Raw genomic sequence first — 18,173 nt, 5'->3', positions numbered from 1 at the left:
GCGTCCGCCGGGCAAGCGGTACAGGGCGACCGGCGTCAGAAAAAGGCGCGGTGTATCGCCAGCTCAACGCCACGAATCTCAGCCAGACCTTTCAGCCGGCCAATCGCGGAATAACCCGGGTTAGTTTTCTTATGCAGATCGTCCAGCATCTGATGCCCGTGGTCGGGCCGCATCGGGATCAGGTCTTCCTGCCCCGCATTACGACGGCGCTGCTCCTCTTCGGCAATCGCTTTGATCACCGCAAACATATCGACATCGCCGCCAAGGTGCGCGGCTTCATGAAAGGTTTTGGGATTGGCTTCACGCCGGGTTGAGCGCAGATGGGCAAAATAGATACGCGGCCCAAAACGTTTCACCATGCCGGCTAAATCATTTTCCGCCAGTACGCCGTACGAACCGGTACACATCGTGAAGCCGTTGGCCGGGCTGTCGATGGTGTCGATCATCCACTGCAGGTCGTCGGCATTGGAGACGATACGCGGCAGGCCGAGGATCGGGCGCGGCGGATCGTCCGGATGTACCGCCATGCGAATACCGACCTCTTCAGCAACCGGGATGATGCCGCGCAGAAACGTGGCAAAGTGCTCGCGCAGCCGGGCTTTGTCGATGCCGTCATAGCGCGCCAGCTGAGCACGGAACTGCGCCAGCGTGTAGCCCTCTTCCGCGCCAGGTAATCCGGCGATGATGTTACGCGTCAGCCGCAGCTTGTGCTCCTCGCTCATGCTGGCGAAGCGCGCAGCGGCCTGGGCTATCTCGTCAGCGCTGTAATCATTTTCTGCGCCCTGACGCTGCAGGATATGCAGCTCGAATACCGCAAATTCAATCTGATCGAAGCGCAGCGCTTTCGCGCCATCCGGCAGCTCGAACGCCAGATCGGTGCGCGTCCAGTCCAGAATCGGCATGAAGTTGTAGCACACGGTGTGGATGCCGCACTGCGCCAGATTGCGCAGCGACTGCTGATAGTTGCTGATCCACTGCTGGCACTGCCCGCTGCCGGTTTTGATCTCCTCATGGATCGGCACACTCTCCACTACCGACCAGACCAGCCCGGCCGCCTCAATCATCGCTTTGCGCTGCAAAATCTCCTCCACGGGCCACACCTCGCCGTTAGGGATGTGATGCAGGGCAGTCACAATGCCGGTAGCGCCCGCCTGTCGGGCATCGGCGAGTGAAACGGGATCATCAGGGCCATACCAGCGCCAGGTCTGCTTCATGTCGTTTTCTCCTGCGGGCCTGAGCATCACTCTCAAAGCCCTTTCATTTTGGTTGACCAATTTTACAAGTAAAGCGCTTTCTGAGTCGTAAAAAGTGCCTGCGCAGCGTCAAATTCGGCTTTTCACCGGCGGAAGTCAACCTGATAAATGATTTTGGTTAACCATATCACAAATACCGCATCAGGCTGGCGACCACCTGGCCTAACTGTGGTTCACTCCCGGCGGATAGGTAAAACAGGACGCATACGCCACGCCCGGCAATCAAGGGCCAGGGGTTATGCGCTGGCCGGTATGGACTCCACCTCCGGCCGGGCAGTCACAGACGTTGCTCACACATGCTGTTAATAATGAATGGAGAATCCGATGAACCGCAGTTTGAACCCAGGGATTGCCGCAACCGGCACGAAACGCGTCATCCGTCATCTGCGCTGGTGGGTGCTGGTGCTGTTTCTGGCCGGCGTCACCGTCAACTACATTACTCGTAACTCGTTAGGCATTCTGGCACCCGAGCTGAAAACCAGTCTCGGCATCACCACAGAACAATATTCATGGATAGTCGGCGCTTTTCAGCTGGCTTATACCTTCTTTCAACCGATCTGCGGCTGGCTGATTGACGTCATTGGCCTCAAACTCGGCTTCTTGATCTGCGCCACCATCTGGGCGCTGGCCTGTCTGTTCCATGCCGGCGCCGCCAGCTGGTTGCACCTGGCCATCTTGCGCTTTGTCATGGGCGGAGCTGAAGCGGCCGCCACACCGGCTAACGCCAAAGTGATTGGTGAATGGTTCCCGAAAAAAGAGCGTCCAATTGCGGCCGGCTGGGCCGGCGTCGGCTTCTCGATTGGCGCCATGCTCGCACCTCCCATCATCTACTTTGCCCACGCCTCGTTCGGCTGGCAGGGCGCATTCCTGTTTACCGGCTGTCTGGCTCTGGGCTGGGTGGTGCTGTGGTGGCTGTTGTATCGCGATCCGGAACGTAACCCGAATCTCAGCAGCGATGAGCTGGCCTTTATTCGTCAGGATAATGAGCCACCGGCGGTCAAACTGCCCTTCTTCAAAGCCCTGAAAACCGTCTCCAGAAACAAGCGTTTTTACGGTATCGCCATTCCCGCTTTTATGGCTGAACCGGCATGGGGCGTGCTGAGCTTCTGGGTACCGCTCTATCTGGCAAAAGACCTGGGAATGGACCTGAAACAGATTGCCATGTTCGCCTGGCTGCCGTTCCTCGCGGCGGATCTCGGCAGTGCAGCCAGCGGCTACCTGACGCGCATCTATACCCGGCTGTTTGGCTTCAGGCAGGTGAATTCCGTTGTCGCCAGCTCGGTCACCGGCGCCTTTCTGATGCTGTCGCTGGCGCTGGTGGCGATGACCAAAGACCCCTATGTCGCGATTGCTCTGATCTCGATTGGCGGTTTTGGTCATCAGATCATCTCCTGCATGTTGAGTGCGCTGGTGGTGGAAAAATTTGATAAGGGCCAGATGGCCACGGTGAATGGCATGCGCGGCTCGTTTGCCTGGATCTCCAGCTTCCTGTTTTCGCTGGTGATTGGCGTGACGGCTGACAAAATCGGCTTTAACCCGCTGTTTGTCGCCATGGGCTTCTTTGACCTGATCGGTGCAGTCTTCCTGATTGCGTTTATTGCTGAGCGTCGTTCAGCGACCCAATGAAGTAGGTAACGATGAAAACCTTAAAAAACTGGTCTTTAGCCCATTCTGATCATCACCATGTGGTGCTTAACGTCGATGGCAAACACCATCTGTGCCTGTACGTGCTGGAAAAAGGTCTGTTCCGCGTGGTGATCAAGCGCCACGGCAACTACAGTCTGGACCGCACCTGGAGCATTGCACCGGAACAGGATGTTCCATGGGAAGGGCGTCCGCGCGACAGCCTGGCCGGGTTTAGCCTGCCCGGCTTTACGCTGGAGGAAGAAGCCAGTTGTCTGACCATTAGCACCGACACGCTGCGCGTGATGGTGCGTCAGCCGCTGGCGCTGGAGTGGCAGTACCGTGATGCCGCAGGCCACTGGCAACTGCTGACCGGCGATCGCCCCACCAGCGCCTATCAGATCAACGCACACGGCGACGGCGTGGCACACTATCAGCGCCGCATGGCGGACGACCGCTACTACGGTCTGGGCGAAAAAACCGGCGATCTGCAACGCAACGGCAAACGCTATGAGATGCGTAATCTGGATGCCATGGGTTACAACGCTTCCTCCACCGATCCGCTCTACAAACATGTGCCCTTCACCCTCACGCGGCGTAACGACGTCAGCTTTGGCCTGTTCTACGATAATCTCAGCACCAGCTGGTTCGATCTGGGTAACGAACTGGATAACTATCACCAGCCGTATCGCCGCTGGCAGGCGGAGAGTGGCGATATCGATTACTACCTGTTTGTCGGTAAGCGGGTGCTGGATATCACCAAAACCTTCGTACGCCTGACCGGCAAAACGCTGTTCGGCCCCAAATGGAGTCTGGGCTACAGCGGCTCGACCATGCACTACACCGATGCGCCGGACGCGCAAAACCAGCTGATGAACTTTATTCGCCTGTGCGAAGAGCACGCTATTCCGTGCGACTCCTTCCAGCTCTCCTCGGGCTATACCTCCATCAATAACAAGCGTTATGTGTTCAACTGGAACTACGACAAAGTGCCGCAGCCGGAAGCGATGAGTCAGGCGTTTCACGATGCCGGGCTGCGTCTGGCGGCCAACATCAAACCCTGCCTGCTGCAGGATCACCCGCGCTATGAAGAAGTCGCAGCTCAGGGACTGTTTATCCGCGATTCGGAAGAGGATGTGCCAGAGCGCTCGGTGTTCTGGGATGATGAAGGATCGCACCTCGATTTCACCCATCCGCAAACGGTGGCCTGGTGGCAGGAGAACGTCACCCGTCAGCTGCTGGAAAAAGGCATCGACGCCACCTGGAATGATAACAACGAGTATGAAGTCTGGGACGGCGAAGCGCGCTGTCACGGCTTCGGCACGCCGATTGCCATCAAGCATATTCGCCCGGTGATGCCGCTGCTGATGATGCGCGCCTCGATGGAAGCGCAACAGCGCTTTGCCCCCGAACAGCGACCGTTCCTGATTTCGCGCTCCGGCTGCGCCGGGATGCAGCGCTACGTGCAAACATGGAGCGGCGATAACCGCACCAACTGGACCTCGCTGCGCTACAACATTCGCATGGGCCTTGGCATGAGCCTGTCCGGCTTGTATAACGTCGGTCACGACGTCGGCGGCTTCTCGGGCGATAAACCCGACGCGGAGCTGTTTGTGCGCTGGGTACAGAATGGCGTCATGCATCCGCGCTTCACCATTCATTCATGGAATGACGATCACACCGTGAATGAGCCGTGGATGTATCCTTCGGTCACGCCCGCGATTCGGGCGGCCATCGCGCTGCGCTATCGCCTGCTGCCGTATCTCTACACGCTGCTGTGGCAGGCGCATGCGGACGATGAACCGATGCTGCGTCCGACATTCCTCGATCATGAACACGATGCCCAGACCTTTGCTGAGTGTGATGAATTCCTGCTCGGCCGCGATCTGCTGGTCGCCAGCGTGGTGGAACCCGGCCAGCGTGAACGCCGCCTGTGGCTGCCCGACAACCAGACAGGCTGGTATGATTTCGCCACGCAGCAGTGGTACAGCGGTGGTCAGTGGATCACCTTGCCTGCGCCCCTGGAAACGCAGCCGCTGCTGGTGCGCGCAGGTGCGGCACTGCCACTCAGCGAGCGAATTGCTCACGTCGAGGCCGCCGCAGACGATCGTCGCACGCTGCAGCTTTACCCGTTGCAGGGCAAAGGCGTTAGCCACGGCGAACTGTTCGAAGATGATGGCGAGTCCTGGGGCTATCAGCAGGGCAATGCGCTGTGGCTGCAGTGGGAAATGCGCTGCGAAGCCACAGCCATTCACCTTACGTTGCGGCGCAAGGGTGATTATCAGCCGGCATGGCAAACGTTGCAGATTACCCTGCCCGCCAGTGAACAGCGTGCGCTGTTTATCGACGGTGTCGCCGCAGACGCTGCGCCAGCCGACGTGACGCTGGCTCAGATTTCCCGCAGCTGATAAAAGCAAGAGCGCACCGATGTCGGGTGCGCCTGCTTAACTTCACCACAGCCCGCTTTTCTCTCCCTCAGCAGCTTACACCACCACGATATCTGCCCGTTTTCTGTCCCGACGTTATCCCGCTAATAAATCTATCCGGTTTAAGCAATATTCAACTTTGGCGCGCTATTAGTCATTAAGACGACATATAACCGGATAATTCCCGACTTCTCAAAGGGCCTCTGTGATGAAAAGATTGCTGTTACCGATGATAGCTTTACTTGCCAGCCACGCCACCCTTGCCGCCGACGGTCAAATCACGTTCGTCGGCGCGATCGTTGAACCCTCCTGTGAATATGCCGTGACGCGCAGCGTCTCGCTGAACTGCACGCGCGAAGGGATTAAAAAGAGCGAAACCCTGCAGGTTAATGGTGCCGCGCGTGAATTACCTTACGCGCTGGGCATCGCGCACATTACCCGTGAGCGTGGTTTGACTTTTCTGCAGGTAGAATATAATTGATGGTTTTAAGTCTGATTTACTCAGCTGCTCATTATCGTAGTCATTATCACTGCATGGCAAAGGAATGCTTTATAAAACAGAGTTTCTCATAACTCATCCTGGCATTTCACTTCCAAAATAACAGGCACCTGATTAATCTGGCCTCCAACGCTTCAATCTGCGGATATTTTTAACTGCACGATGATGGATATATGCATCATTTGCGACATCATGATTTTATATAAATAAAGTGCCTGAACCAACAGGCCGGTGCCGACCAGCGCCTGTACGGTGCCGCCGGCAGCGCCCCGTCTGATGGCCGCGGCCGGGTATTCAGCTCGCGCGCCTGATCGCCCATCGCACATTGACTTCTTTCGTGGCGCAGGTACATTTTACGCCATGAAAACCTTTCTGATTATTGTCCCGGACGGCGGCATGCTGTTCGAAGCGGCGGGTATCGCCGACATCCTGATGCACGCCAACCTGCACCTGTCGGTGGGCGTGGCTGGCGCACGCTATCGTATCAGCATTGCAACCACGCAGCCGCACCAGGTGATCCACGGCCAGTCCGGCCTCAATCTGCTCGCCGATCTCAAACTGGCTGAACTCGATCCGCGCGAACGCTGGGACACCATCATGATTACCGGCCGCGGTGATAACCCCGAAGAACGCAACATGGTGGTGGACTGGATTAAGCTGGCTGCCCCGCAGGCGCGCCGCGTGGTGTCGATTTGCGGGGCGGCAATGCTGCTGGCGGAGGCGGGATTGCTGGATGGCCGGCGCGCCACCAGCCACTGGCGTCTGCTGGACACGCTGCAGGCCAGCTATCCGCGCGTGCAGGTTGAAGGCGGCCCGCTGTATATTCAGGACGGCCCAATCTGGACCTCCGGCGGCGTCAGCTCCGGCTTCGATCTGACGCTGGCGCTGGTAGAGGAAGATTTTGGTTTCAGCGTGGCGCGCGACATCGCACAGGATATGGTGATGTATCTGCGTCGTCCCGGCGGCCAGATGCAGTTCAGCCGCTTTCACCTGCAGTCCGTCAGCGAGTCGGGGCCGATTGCTCAGTTGCAGAGCTGGATCGCCGCCCATCTGGCGGAAGACCTGTCGGTGGAGAAACTGGCGGCCCAGGTGGCGATGAGCCCGCGTAACTTTACCCGCGTGTTCAGCCGCGAAACCGGCGTTTCACCGGCGCGCTATGTGGCTGAAGCGCGGCTGGCGGCGGCGCGCGAACGGCTGGAGCAGACGCGCGAGACGCTGGAACGCATCGCCATCGCCACCGGCTTTGGCAGCAGCATTAACCTGCGGCGCAGCTTCGAGCGCCAGCTGCATCTCACGCCCAACGAATATCGCCAGCGCTTTCACAGCCGCAAAATGGCGTAAAGTGATCCTTTTTTGTCGTTTACGCCAGCGCGCCTCCGGCCTAAAGTGACTGCAGTAACTTCACTAAGGAGTCAGTCATGATCAAGGTAGGCATTAACGGTTTTGGCCGTATCGGACGTAACGTATTCCGCGCCGCGCTGGGCAGCAGCGACATCGATATTGTGGCGATTAACGATCTCACCGACAGCAAAACGCTGGCGCATCTGCTGAAGCACGACTCCCTGCTGGGTCGGCTGCCGGCAGAAGTCAGCGCTGGCGACGGCGAGCTGCGCATTGATGGCAAACCAGTGCGGGTGTTCAGCGAGCGCGATCCGGCCAATATTCGCTGGCGTGAAGTGGGCGTGGATATCGTCATCGAAGCCACCGGCTTTTTTACCGAGCGTGACAAGGCCGCGGTGCATATCACGCACGGCGGCGCCAAACGCGTGATCATCTCTGCGCCGGGCAAAAATGATGATTTGACGATTGTGATGGGCGTCAACGACCAGCGCTACGATCCGCAACTGCACTTTGTAGTGAGCAACGGCAGCTGTACCACTAACGGCCTGGCGCCCGCCGCGCAGGTGCTGCATCAGGCGTTTGGTATTGAGCACGGTCTGATGAACACCACCCATGCCTATACCAACAGCCAGGCGCTGCATGACCAGCCAGAGAAAGATCTGCGCGGCGCGCGTGCGGCGGCGCTGTCGATTGTGCCCTACTCCAGCGGCGCAGCTAAAGCGCTCGGCCGGGTGATTCCGGAACTGGAAGGCCGCTTAACCGGTTACTCGCTGCGCGTGCCGGTGCCGGTGGTGTCGGTGGTGGATCTGACGGTGACGCTGAAACGCGACGTGACGGCCGAAGAGGTGAATGACGCCTTTAAAGCCGCTGCTGCTGCGGGTCCGCTGCAGGGTATCCTCGGCTACAGCGATGAGCCGCTGGTCTCCAGCGATTATCAGGGCGATGCGCGCTCATCGATTATCGACGGCTTATCGACGCTGGTGATTGGTGGCAACCTGGTGAAGATCCTTGCCTGGTACGATAACGAATGGGGCTTCTCCAACCGTCTGGTTGACCTCGCACGCCTGATGGCACAGCGCGGTCTGTAATCTCCCCGGCGGCGTGCGCCCGACCTGCGCGCGCCGCGCTAATGCGCCAGATAGAAGATCAGATGCATTCCCGGTGCCTGCTCAATTTGCAGTGAGGTAAAGGTGTATGTCTGCATCCTCCCTTCGACATCAATCAGGGTTTTATTGCCCGCGCCGATTTTCCCCACATCATGGTCATTCCACAGCGTGCGAAACCCAGCACTGCGCGCCAGCAAATCCTCGATCACCACCTCGAATTCCTGCGCCTGATTGCTGGCGGCATAACCGGCGCGAAACGCCGACAGCGTATGGCGCGCCGCCTCTTCCCAGCCATGAATGCGCTGCTGGTAGGCTTCACTGATGAACATTAGCTTGAGCGAGTTGCGATCCGCCGGAGGCAGGGCCGCCCAGTCGACAATCAGCGACTGCGCTGCCGGATTCCAGTAGACAATATCCATGTTGGCGCGGCGCACAAACGCCGGATGTGGGTCCAGCGCATCCACCATCGCCCTCACCTCAGGCGGCAATTCATGACTGAAAGGTTGCGAATGTGCGTTACCAAACACCAGCGCTTCAAGATACTCCTGCTCGGTGACCGAGAGTTGTAGCACTTTGCCGATACGCTGCAGCGCGGCGGGCGAAATACTAATGTCGCGGCCCTGCTCGAGCCAGGTGTACCAGCTGACGCTGACCGCCGCCAGCTGTGCCACTTCTTCGCGCCGCAGTCCGCTGACGCGCCGGTTTTGCCGGCTGAAGCCATAGATCTGCGGATCAATACGCGCGCGCTGGCGGGTAAGGAAGTTTTTCACATCTTCACCACGCGATTTGACGGTCTGGGTATGACCTGTAGTCATAGGATAAACCACCCCATTTTTCACTGACTGATTGACATTTACTATCACCGGACAGAGTAAGGGATCTCAGCGGAGTAAAGCAAAGTATGTCAGCAGATTCAGTTTCCGCCGGACGGCAAACAGTCCGGCACACCCGAGTGAGCCTGATCACCATGCTCACCGGCATGGTGACCCTGATTGTGGTAATGGGTATCGGCCGCTTTTCACTCACGCCGCAGATCCCGCTGATGATCGCCAACGGTCACCTGACGCTCTCCAGCGCTGGTGTGCTGGCGGCGATGAATTACATCGGCTACCTGCTGGGTGCACTGCACGTGAGCCGGATCACCGCCCATCACGCGCGCTACCTGAAGGCCGGTTTGCTGGCCACCGCGCTGGTGACTCTGCTCTCCGGCTTTAGTCATGCCTGGGTACTGCAGTGCCTGTTCCGTGTGGTGGCGGGTATCGGTGGTGCCTGGGCCCTGATTATCGTCACCTCCTGGACGCAGATGGTGCTGGCACAGCAGCAAGCCCCGCGCATGTCCGCCGCGGTATTTGCCGGCCCGGGAGCGGGCATCACCCTGAGCGGCGTGCTGGCGTGGCTTATCACCCGGTTACACCTGAATGACGATCGCGCCTGGCAATGCTATGGCGTGGTAGCGCTGGCTGGCGTGCTGCTGCTGTGGCGCGCGCTGCCCGCGTCGCTCCCCGCCCGGCAGCGGGAAAGTGCGCCGGCGGCACCGGGTAGTGCGGTAAAACGGCTATGGCTGGCCTATACGCTGGCCGGTTTCGGCTACATTTTGCCCGCGACGTTTCTGTCACAAATGGCGCACAGCCTGTTTGCGCAGGGTCAGCTGGCAGCGCTTTTCTGGCCGCTGTTTGGACTTTGCGCAGTGGCTGGTGTGGTGCTGATTATGCTGTTTTCAGCGCGCCTGAATACGCGCCTCAGCCTGGCGTGGGTTATGTTCCTGCAGGGGCTGGGCGTGGCCAGCGGCGTGCTCATCCCGGGCGTGAGCGGGCTGCTGATCTCAACGGTGATGGTCGGGCTGGGGTTTCTTTCGATTATGCAGCTGTCGATGCAGCTGGCGCGCGCCGTCTCCAATATCAGCGTGGCAAAAACCGTGGCGATATTGACGTCAGGCTATGCCACTGGCCAGCTGATCGGGCCGCTGATCTCCGCCGCCAGCGTGCAGATTTTTGCTTCCCTGCACCCTGCGCTGCTGCTGGCCGCTGGCGGACTGGTGCTGGGCGGGCTGCTGGTGCTGCGCATCCGCCCGCACTGACGCGCTTACTTCAGTGCCATCGCCTGCTTCAGCGTGAAGAACAGGTCGGTCTGATCGGTCAGGCCGACCACATTCGCCGCGTGCGGACCGTAGGCCGCGATGCGCAGCTGGGTGCCGGTGTGCTCCTGTGAATCCTCTTCCGAGTTACCGTAGCTGATGGTCATCACCGCGCCATCTTTGGTGTTGAGCGCCTGAGTCAGACCTGGCGCTTTGGTACCGTTTTCGACGATCTGGCTGCTGTGCGCGTGATCGGCGGTTACCACCACCAGCGTATCGCCGTGCTCGCGCGCATACGCCAGCGCCACCTGCACCGCCTCATCTAAATCGACGGTTTCACCAATCTGACCGCACGGGTTAGCAGCGTGATCCTGCTTATCAATCGACGCGCCCTCCACCTGCAGGAAGAAGCCATGACTGTTGTGGCTGAGCAGGTCGATGGCTTTTTGTGTCATCTGCGCCAGGGTTGGCATTGATGCCGGACGATCTTTATTGACCTCACAGGTCACCACCGGTTTATCCAGATTGCCGTGATAGCTGGCTTTCGGCCCCTGCCAGCGCACCGGCATGTTGCCCTCCGAGAACAGCCCCAGCAGTGGCGTCTGTTGATTCGCCTGCTGTACCGCATTCAGCGCGGCGAGATTATCGACCAGCTGGAACCCCCGTATTTCGGCCTGCTCGCGCAGGGTTTTGCCCTGATAATCACCCGCTTTAGCCCGCTCAGCGAAAGATTTGGCACCGCCGCCCAGCGTGACGTCGGGACGGGTTTGCAGCAGCTGCTCGCTGATTGATCCTTTCCCGCCCTGCTCCAGCGCGTTACCCGGACACAGCTCAGTGGTTTTTTCCGGGCCGTAGCATTTGCGCGAGGTAACGTGCGCCATCAGCGCGGCCGGCGTGGCATCCTGCAGTTCTGCGGTCGAGACGTTGCCGGTGGCTTTACCGGCTGCTTTGGCCAGCTCAAGCAGCGTAACCTGATCTGTGCCGTTGACATCGACACCAATCGCGCCGTTATAGGTTTTCGTGCCGGTGGCCCAGGCGGTGGCCGACGCGGCAGAATCCGTTACGTAGTTTGGCTTATGCGTTTTCTTGTCCAGCGAGTAATGGGTGTACTGGCCGGTGAGCGGCAGCGCATCAATACCGGGAAAGAAGCCGCCGGCCCCCATTGCCTGATTGCGTGCCGCGGTGATTTCGGAATCGCCCATGCCATCGCCAATCAGCAGGATGACATTCTTCGCCGTGCTATTGCTCAATGAGGCTTTCAGCGCCTCGGTCTGGTCGCCGCTCAGGCGACGCGCGCCGCCGTGCTGGGTAATATCGCCAATGGCGGCGCGTTGATAGCTGGCGCTCTCTGCCAGCGCGGACGTGGTGGTGAGTGAAGCCAGCACAGAGAGCGTGAAAAGAGGTAAGCGTTTCATTTATCAGCATCCTTATCCGTAGATATAACCAAATGTTTCCGCCGACAAGTCTGCGACAGTGCGGTGACACTTTTGTGTCAGTTAAGGAATGTTTTGATGACAAAACCGGCAAAGTGGAGAGGCTTAAGGCAATCTGCGCAGAGGTTAAGCAAATAGAAAAAAAGGAGAAAATAGCCCTTGACCCTTATCGCTGAACTCCCTATAGTAGCGCCCCGTTGACCCAGTGCGGTCAGCAAACAAAATGTGGTGAGGTGTCCGAGTGGCTGAAGGAGCACGCCTGGAAAGTGTGTATACGGCAACGTATCGGGGGTTCGAATCCCCCCCTCACCGCCATAATTAGTAGGACGTTGAGCGGACAAACCCGCATGTAGACTGGATCCAGAGACTACACAGAGACAACGGAACTACAAAAGCAGTACAAAAAAGTGCACGTGAAATGCACGCGCATCTTGGATGCAAACAAAAAAGCCTTTGGTTAACGCCAGAGGCTTTTCTGTTTGTGTCCAATTGATACTGAATATTTCACTCTCCCTTACGTTAATGACTGAAGGACAGATGATTCCCTCCAATCACTAACGCACATCCGGAACGGCAACTATATCGTCGGCCGGCCATCCCCATAGACTTCCACGACATTCCACATCTGCACGCCAATCACGCTGATATCTTCCAGCACCTCCCCTTCATACGTATCGCCGTCTTCACAGATGATGTAGTCCGGCCCGAGCCGGCCGATATGGCAAATCCCATACGCCTCAAACAGGATGGTGTCACCTGGTTTTGGCCGCACCGACCTGTCGATAATCGCCACGCCATCGCACGTCGGAACGTGGAGCGTTTCAGACGGCCGCGAGGTGATCAGCACCGGACCACCGGCAGGTCGGAAACTTTTGTGGTATATGCCGGCGAAAGCATCTCGCGCTTCATCGCCCACGTGTTCTGTATACCCTGCCCTGCGAACCATAGATTCCCCTTCCCGCTCAGGTTGAGACCATCCATCACGCGCATCAGCGCTTCGCTGTTGGCCTGTGGTTTGTTTTCATCAAACAGATTCAGCTGCGACACGCCTTCGCTGTAGAAGTCACCCAGCATCACGCCTGCCTTCATGTAGCGGTGCCCTTCAAGCCAGATGCGATCGAGCGCCTCAATGGCCACCCGGATGATGTCGCGCGTATCGTTGGTTGGAGTGAGAACCTTGCCGGTCGACTGGTTGCCGTAGAAAACTTCGCCCACGGCGTGAGGGCTTGTCCGGACGAACACGGCTATCTGCGTGCAGTACTGGCGCTCACCACGCAGCTTACCCGCGGCGCGCGCGGCAAAGGTGCATATGGCTTCGCGCATGTCGTCGTATTTGGTTATTCGGCTTCCGAACGAGCGGGAGCAGACAATCTGCTGTTTGGTGGGGGCAAACTCTTCCAGCTGCAGGCATGGCTCACCGCGCAGCTCTCTGACGGTTCGCTCCAGCACAACGTTGAAGTGTTTACGGATGGTGTAGGTGCTTTGCTCTGACAGGTCTTTTGCGGTCATGATGCCCATTCCGTTCAGCTTCTTGCTGATGCGCCGGCCGACGCCCCACACATCCTCAACCGGTACCAGCGCCATAAGCTTGCGCTGACGGTCGATGTTCGACAGGTCCAGCACGCCGCCGGTCTTCGTCCACTTCTTGGCGGCATGATTAGCCAGTTTGGCGAGCGTTTTGGTCTGCGCTATCCCTACGCCTACGGTCAGGTGCGTTTCCTGCTTAATGCGCGCCCGCACAGCGCGGCCAAAGTCCTCAAGCGGGTGATTGCGCTGCATGCCGTCCAGGCACATAAACGCCTCGTCGATGGAGTAGATTTCCACGGCCGGCGCCATGCTCTCAAGCGTGCTCATCACGCGGTTGCTCATGTCGGCGTATAGCGCATAGTTGGAGCTGAACACCTGCACCTTGTGCCGGCGGAATTCATCCTTCAGCTTGAAGTACGGCGCGCCCATGGTGATTTGCAGCGCCTTAGCCTCTGCCGATCGCGCAATAACACAACCGTCATTGTTGCTCAGCACCACTACCGGCTTTCCCCGCAAATCGGGCCTGAATACCGTTTCGCAACTCGCATAGAACGAGTTCACATCGACCAGGGCAAACATCACACACCGCCATTCGGATTGAACACCTGAAACAGGCGCTCTTCACCGTCGGTTTTGGTGATGTCGCGGAACGTCGTGGTGTGCATCTCGATCCACTTATTGGCCGCCCGCAGCGTGTAATGCCAGTTCATGCGGTCAAGTTCTCTGATGAAGTCGAGCGTGCTGATGGTGTAGCGGCCGGCAGCGTCGCGTTTCACCGCCTGCCGGAAAGCAATCATGATTTCGTAGTCGCGTGGCATGGTCATTTACCTCCGTGATAAATACTGTATGGATAAACAGTAATATCGATCGGTGGAACTGATCAAGCCGCTGCGGTTGGGGTTTTTGTAAAGCCTTTGGTGGGTAAAGAGATTTAGTTTGGTAGGTGCGGTGCGAGTGACTAAGCTTTAATCATCCATCCTTGTTCAGAAGAAGATGAACGAGGTTTGCATCAACCCCGACTTGGGGACTTTTTCATGGGACAGAAAGACCGTATAATTATTGTAAAATTTTACCCATGGAATAATTAATGAACGAGATTAAGCCGCTAACTTCGATTAGGGGATTATTTGCTCTTTATGTGGCAATCTATCATATCTTTCCAAGAACAAACGCATTCCTAGCCAATGGATACCTATCTGTTGATTTATTTTTTGTATTAAGTGGCTTTATCATGAGCTACGTTTACAGTGTTAAGTTTTCATCAAACATACAGATAAAAGATTATCTTTTATATATCAAGGGCAGGTTTGCCAGGGTATATCCTCTTTATGCATTTATTATAATTATAACTTCATTTCTTTATTTCAAAAATGAAATTCCAACCCCAAGCTTCAAAGATTACATAATCCTCTTTTCTTTTCTTCAGTCAATAACAGATGTGGATAACAATTTAATCCCTCACGCATGGTCGATTGCTGTTGAGTTCATTGCTTATCTCATTTTCCCCTTTGCCATGTTATGTTTGTCAAAGAGGCATGGATTTATCACATTAGCAATCGTAACTCTGGCGGCATTTATCGGCCTTTACATGGCATCGTCAAAGGGCTACTGGGGCCCATTGGATGTTTTCAGTGGTGGTTTTTCAGTCGTTCGATGCCTTAGTGATTATGCATTAGGAATAGTCAGCTTTTTTGCGCTTCAAGCTGCCAGAGAAAAATTAAACGGTAAAGTTTTAGATGCTCTTCTTATCTTTTTAGTAGCATTTGCATTTGCAACACTAAATTTCAGAGGATTTGATCTTCTCGTTGTAGCCTGCTTCGCCTTAATAGTGCCTCTACTGTCAGAATCTCATGGCATAGTATATAAGCTCATGTCATTTTCTCCATTGGTATATCTCGGTGAGATATCATATTCAATTTACCTGATACATTACCCACTCTGCCGAAAACTAGCATTTATTCCTGGATGGCTCCATAACAAGACATGGCTCATAGATGTCAATTACATTGCGTTATTAATGACAGTCATCATCTCAATTTTCACGTATCATTTTATCGAGGTGCCTTTCAGGAGTTTAATAAGAGGCACAACCAAAAGAACTGCAGCGAGGGTCTAAAGAACAGCAAATAACAAGTGTATTTAGTAGTAAATCCTTTAATTCTTAAATGAATCTATGCCTGTGTAGCGCAGGCTTTTTTTCACTCTAATCTGCATCCGCTAGCATGCGATACTGACAGCTTATACATACAAAATTCATATATTTACACAATCTTAACGTTACGCTTTTCCCCCATAGACTACGATGATTGAGTAACACAGCAATGCTGCTGCGTTCGAGAGTAGATTACCCTTGTTTTTCAGCCAGGTATGGCTGGATTCAGCCGCTCGACGAGACAATGCCAATACCAGGGATGTTTGGCTCGGAACTGATGCCGCCCGAATATCCGTTCGGGCTTTTTTTTCGCCTGCCGCTTGGCTCCACTTACCGCTGCGTTCTACCCTGATAGCACCCACCCCGTAGCCTGCTCAGATCGGCGCGGTATACTTCTGCCCCGTCGCCGGGGCTTTTTTTGAAAATAACATCATTTGCCGAGTTGGTTTTCCTCTTTCTGCAAGCTCTTCCTATCTAATATTGCATCTTTTCTTAGCTTTAAGTATATCAATCTAAGAGCTACGAAAATACAAAAACTAACTACTGAACAAATGGAAAACGATAACTTATTTTGCGAGAATAGAGTAAACAAATCTTGGCTTGGCATGGCCCAATCAAAATAACTCTTAAATTTTGGTGTCCACTCTATAAACGAACCAGAAAGCAAAATTAAAATGTTAACAGAAGCAATATTTACATAAAAGATAATAAAAATAGACAGCAATGACATGAAACCCTCACCGATACCAAACCAAAACTTCTGCCTATCTATTGCTGCTGTAGTTTTATTTATTTCTTGCGGCATAGCCTCTAAATAATATTTAAAGCTCATACGCACATCTTTGTTATATCTTTTATATGCCTTTTCTTCTACAAGTATCTTATCAGAGGCTATACTCAACCCTATATCCTTCTTGTTTATTGATATCCACTCACTCCTAAAAAACTTCCACCACTTCCAAACTTTTATGTAATCAAAAACACCATTTATAATTGGCTTAAAAAGCCCTGCGGAATTATCAATAACTATAACATACTTTTCTTTACCCTTGTCAGTAAACTTGACACCAAGATAAGGATTAAATATGGATGTGGCGTAGGTTCTTCCTCCGGTCAGTGAAATCAAGCATTTTGAATCAATTATCTCTTCGAACACACTATGATCCTTTACAAAATGGAAAAGGTATTTAGGTTTGTTTTCTTTGCCATCCTTAACTTTAAGTATGATTGATATTAAAACAGCAATCCATAAAAAAGGGATAGCCAGCGTCAATATAATAAAGAGATAGAAATTACACGGCTTTAGTGGCTGATAATCTGGCAGATTAAAACTCTTACTCATCTAATTCCCTTATTTAAATTTGTTTCATACAAGGATAACAACGCGCTCAATTTAAGGAAATACCTTTATGTAAAAACATATCTATCAATCTTTGGCTTCAATGCATTTCTTTAAAGAGGTTATCGATTTCGCCTGAGTATCTATAATGTCAGACAGCTCTTTTATAGCTTCGACCAACAAGCCAACTGTGTCACCGTAGGCTACACCAAGTGCATCAGGGATGATATCGCCCTTTTTCAGATCATTAACGTTGCTCTGTAGAGTGTAAGGCCCCATCACTGATACAGCTTCAGGCAATACTGCCTGTAATTCCTGAGCTATGAGACCTGTAAATTTTGATCCATCCCTGTTACCTGTGTAACCGGTAAGAGATTTAACTTTGGCTAAAGCATCTGAAATCACTTTCAGGTCAGACTTGAAGCGCCTGTCGGAACCGTTCTGCCAAGTTCCGTTGATAGCATAGGCATTGCCGCCAATGTCGAACTGCCAGCGCTTAAATTGGGATCCATCACCCAGCGTCAAGACGCCATAAAGTGATTGACCCACCACTGCTTCGATGAAAGTGGAAAATTGTGCAGTGGTATTTGCTGTCGAGTACATGCTCTGGAACCAACCCCCCTGACTTAGGCTGCCGCTGGTTCCACTCCATGGCTGCCGGGCAGTCATGTTGTTTCTCACAGTTTGAACCGCGCCGGTCGAAAGGCTCAAGTTACCGGATGCAATGGTTATACCAGAGTTAATCGTGCCGCCAGACTTTGCATCAACAGTAGTAAGTCGAGAATCGTTTCCTGATGCAACCGTTCCGCTTGCGGTTCCCACATCCAAAACCGCAGCTCCCTTAAGCCCAAGATTTGTGCGTGCAGCGGCTTTGTCCGTCAGGCTGTTTAGATTATCTGCTTTTGTGAGTACGTCACTTGTATTGGCTTTGCCGGCAAACTGCGTTGCCATGTAAGCCCAGCTCGGCCCCTGCCATGAAGTGCCATCCGGCAAGCTTACTGTGATGTTACCCGGCGCAGTAAAGACCTGCTGCCAGTTCGCCTTATCAAGGTTTAAACCGCGAATTGCATAGGTCACCTGAGCTGCAAGCTGGGCGGTAATAGCCGCCATTGTACCATATGGTACAGGAGTCCATGACTGCCCAGATGCTGACGGACCGGTGTAGATTTCCATCAGGGTAAGCGAGGTGTTGGACTCTATGGATTTCACGCCGAGCGTATAAGCGACGCCACCAACCGTTGATACCACAAAATCATTTACCTTCAGCTCGGTAGTAAAGCTGGTTCCGCTTCCAGTGACGGTTGCGGAGTTGTTTGTTAAAGCAATAGTGCCTGCTGGCATAGTTCTCTCCGGGCAATAAAAAACCCGGCGCTGTTGCCTAATGCTTGTCAGTTAAGCTT

Annotated in this window: 15 protein-coding genes and 1 tRNA gene; 8 read left to right on the top strand and 8 right to left on the bottom strand. The window is 54.6% G+C overall.

Going from position 1 to position 18,173, the window contains the following annotated elements:
* Positions 1–35: 35 nt before the first annotated feature.
* Positions 36–1,214 (bottom strand): mannonate dehydratase, encoded by a 1,179-nt coding sequence (uxuA, locus tag AC6I7J_RS08605; protein WP_282955036.1) that lies wholly within the window; start codon positions 1,212–1,214, stop codon positions 36–38.
* A gap of 363 nt (positions 1,215–1,577) precedes the next feature.
* Between uxuA and AC6I7J_RS08600 the strand changes: the two genes are divergently transcribed.
* The 5 genes from AC6I7J_RS08600 (at position 1,578) to gap (ending at position 8,230) form a co-directional block, all read left to right on the top strand.
* Positions 1,578–2,879 carry an MFS transporter gene (locus AC6I7J_RS08600; protein ID WP_058771183.1) on the top strand — a complete coding sequence of 434 codons (1,302 nt, stop codon included), beginning with the start codon at positions 1,578–1,580 and terminating at the stop codon, positions 2,877–2,879.
* Between the two features lie 11 nt (positions 2,880–2,890).
* Positions 2,891–5,284 carry a glycoside hydrolase family 31 protein gene (locus AC6I7J_RS08595; protein ID WP_498007164.1) on the top strand — a complete coding sequence of 798 codons (2,394 nt, stop codon included), beginning with the start codon at positions 2,891–2,893 and terminating at the stop codon, positions 5,282–5,284.
* Between the two features lie 247 nt (positions 5,285–5,531).
* A complete protein-coding gene (locus tag AC6I7J_RS08590) occupies positions 5,532–5,783 on the top strand; it encodes a YmdA family protein (RefSeq protein ID WP_211726895.1) in 252 nt (83 codons plus the stop codon).
* Positions 5,784–6,161: 378 nt separating this feature from the next.
* Positions 6,162–7,142, top strand: a complete 981-nt coding sequence (locus tag AC6I7J_RS08585) for a GlxA family transcriptional regulator (RefSeq protein WP_498007163.1) — start codon at positions 6,162–6,164, stop codon at positions 7,140–7,142.
* Positions 7,143–7,219: 77 nt separating this feature from the next.
* Positions 7,220–8,230: a type I glyceraldehyde-3-phosphate dehydrogenase gene (gene gap / locus AC6I7J_RS08580; protein ID WP_132462284.1), complete on the top strand. Its 1,011-nt coding sequence runs from the start codon at positions 7,220–7,222 to the stop codon at positions 8,228–8,230.
* A gap of 38 nt (positions 8,231–8,268) precedes the next feature.
* Here the strand turns inward: gap and AC6I7J_RS08575 are convergent, their stop codons facing one another.
* Positions 8,269–9,063 (bottom strand): helix-turn-helix transcriptional regulator, encoded by a 795-nt coding sequence (locus AC6I7J_RS08575; protein WP_132462282.1) that lies wholly within the window; start codon positions 9,061–9,063, stop codon positions 8,269–8,271.
* Positions 9,064–9,149: 86 nt separating this feature from the next.
* On the opposite strand from AC6I7J_RS08575, the gene AC6I7J_RS08570 reads away from it, so the two are divergent.
* Positions 9,150–10,325 carry a YbfB/YjiJ family MFS transporter gene (locus AC6I7J_RS08570; RefSeq protein ID WP_498007162.1) on the top strand — a complete coding sequence of 392 codons (1,176 nt, stop codon included), beginning with the start codon at positions 9,150–9,152 and terminating at the stop codon, positions 10,323–10,325.
* A 5-nt stretch (positions 10,326–10,330) separates the two neighbouring features.
* Here the strand turns inward: AC6I7J_RS08570 and phoA are convergent, their stop codons facing one another.
* Complete coding sequence (gene phoA / locus AC6I7J_RS08565) at positions 10,331–11,737, bottom strand: alkaline phosphatase (protein WP_498007161.1); 1,407 nt, start codon at positions 11,735–11,737, stop codon at positions 10,331–10,333.
* 245 nt (positions 11,738–11,982) lie between these two features.
* Here phoA and AC6I7J_RS08560 point away from each other — a divergent pair.
* Positions 11,983–12,070: transfer RNA gene (locus AC6I7J_RS08560), tRNA-Ser, on the top strand.
* 262 nt (positions 12,071–12,332) lie between these two features.
* Here AC6I7J_RS08560 and AC6I7J_RS08555 read toward each other — a convergent pair.
* The 3 genes from AC6I7J_RS08555 to AC6I7J_RS08545 all read right to left on the bottom strand — a co-directional run bounded on the left by AC6I7J_RS08555 (position 12,333) and on the right by AC6I7J_RS08545 (position 14,100).
* Positions 12,333–12,527: a hypothetical protein gene (locus AC6I7J_RS08555; protein ID WP_498007160.1), complete on the bottom strand. Its 195-nt coding sequence runs from the start codon at positions 12,525–12,527 to the stop codon at positions 12,333–12,335.
* Positions 12,528–12,595: 68 nt separating this feature from the next.
* Positions 12,596–13,861 (bottom strand): translesion error-prone DNA polymerase V subunit UmuC, encoded by a 1,266-nt coding sequence (umuC, locus tag AC6I7J_RS08550; protein ID WP_498007159.1) that lies wholly within the window; start codon positions 13,859–13,861, stop codon positions 12,596–12,598.
* Positions 13,861–14,100 carry a DNA polymerase V gene (locus tag AC6I7J_RS08545; protein WP_325924592.1) on the bottom strand — a complete coding sequence of 80 codons (240 nt, stop codon included), beginning with the start codon at positions 14,098–14,100 and terminating at the stop codon, positions 13,861–13,863. Before AC6I7J_RS08545 ends, umuC begins: the two co-directional genes overlap by 1 nt.
* Before the next feature lie 269 nt (positions 14,101–14,369).
* Here AC6I7J_RS08545 and AC6I7J_RS08540 point away from each other — a divergent pair, with 269 nt between their 5' ends.
* Positions 14,370–15,398 (top strand): acyltransferase family protein, encoded by a 1,029-nt coding sequence (locus AC6I7J_RS08540; RefSeq protein WP_498007158.1) that lies wholly within the window; start codon positions 14,370–14,372, stop codon positions 15,396–15,398.
* Between the two features lie 466 nt (positions 15,399–15,864).
* Here AC6I7J_RS08540 and AC6I7J_RS08535 read toward each other — a convergent pair whose 3' ends face one another.
* Positions 15,865–16,776, bottom strand: a complete 912-nt coding sequence (locus tag AC6I7J_RS08535) for a hypothetical protein (protein WP_498007157.1) — start codon at positions 16,774–16,776, stop codon at positions 15,865–15,867.
* Between the two features lie 84 nt (positions 16,777–16,860).
* Positions 16,861–18,114, bottom strand: a complete 1,254-nt coding sequence (locus tag AC6I7J_RS08530) for a tail fiber domain-containing protein (RefSeq protein ID WP_498007156.1) — start codon at positions 18,112–18,114, stop codon at positions 16,861–16,863.
* Between the last annotated feature and the right edge of the window lie 59 nt (positions 18,115–18,173).

Source organism: Type-C symbiont of Plautia stali, assembly GCF_059730935.1.
This window is presented reverse-complemented; position numbering and strand designations above follow the sequence as displayed.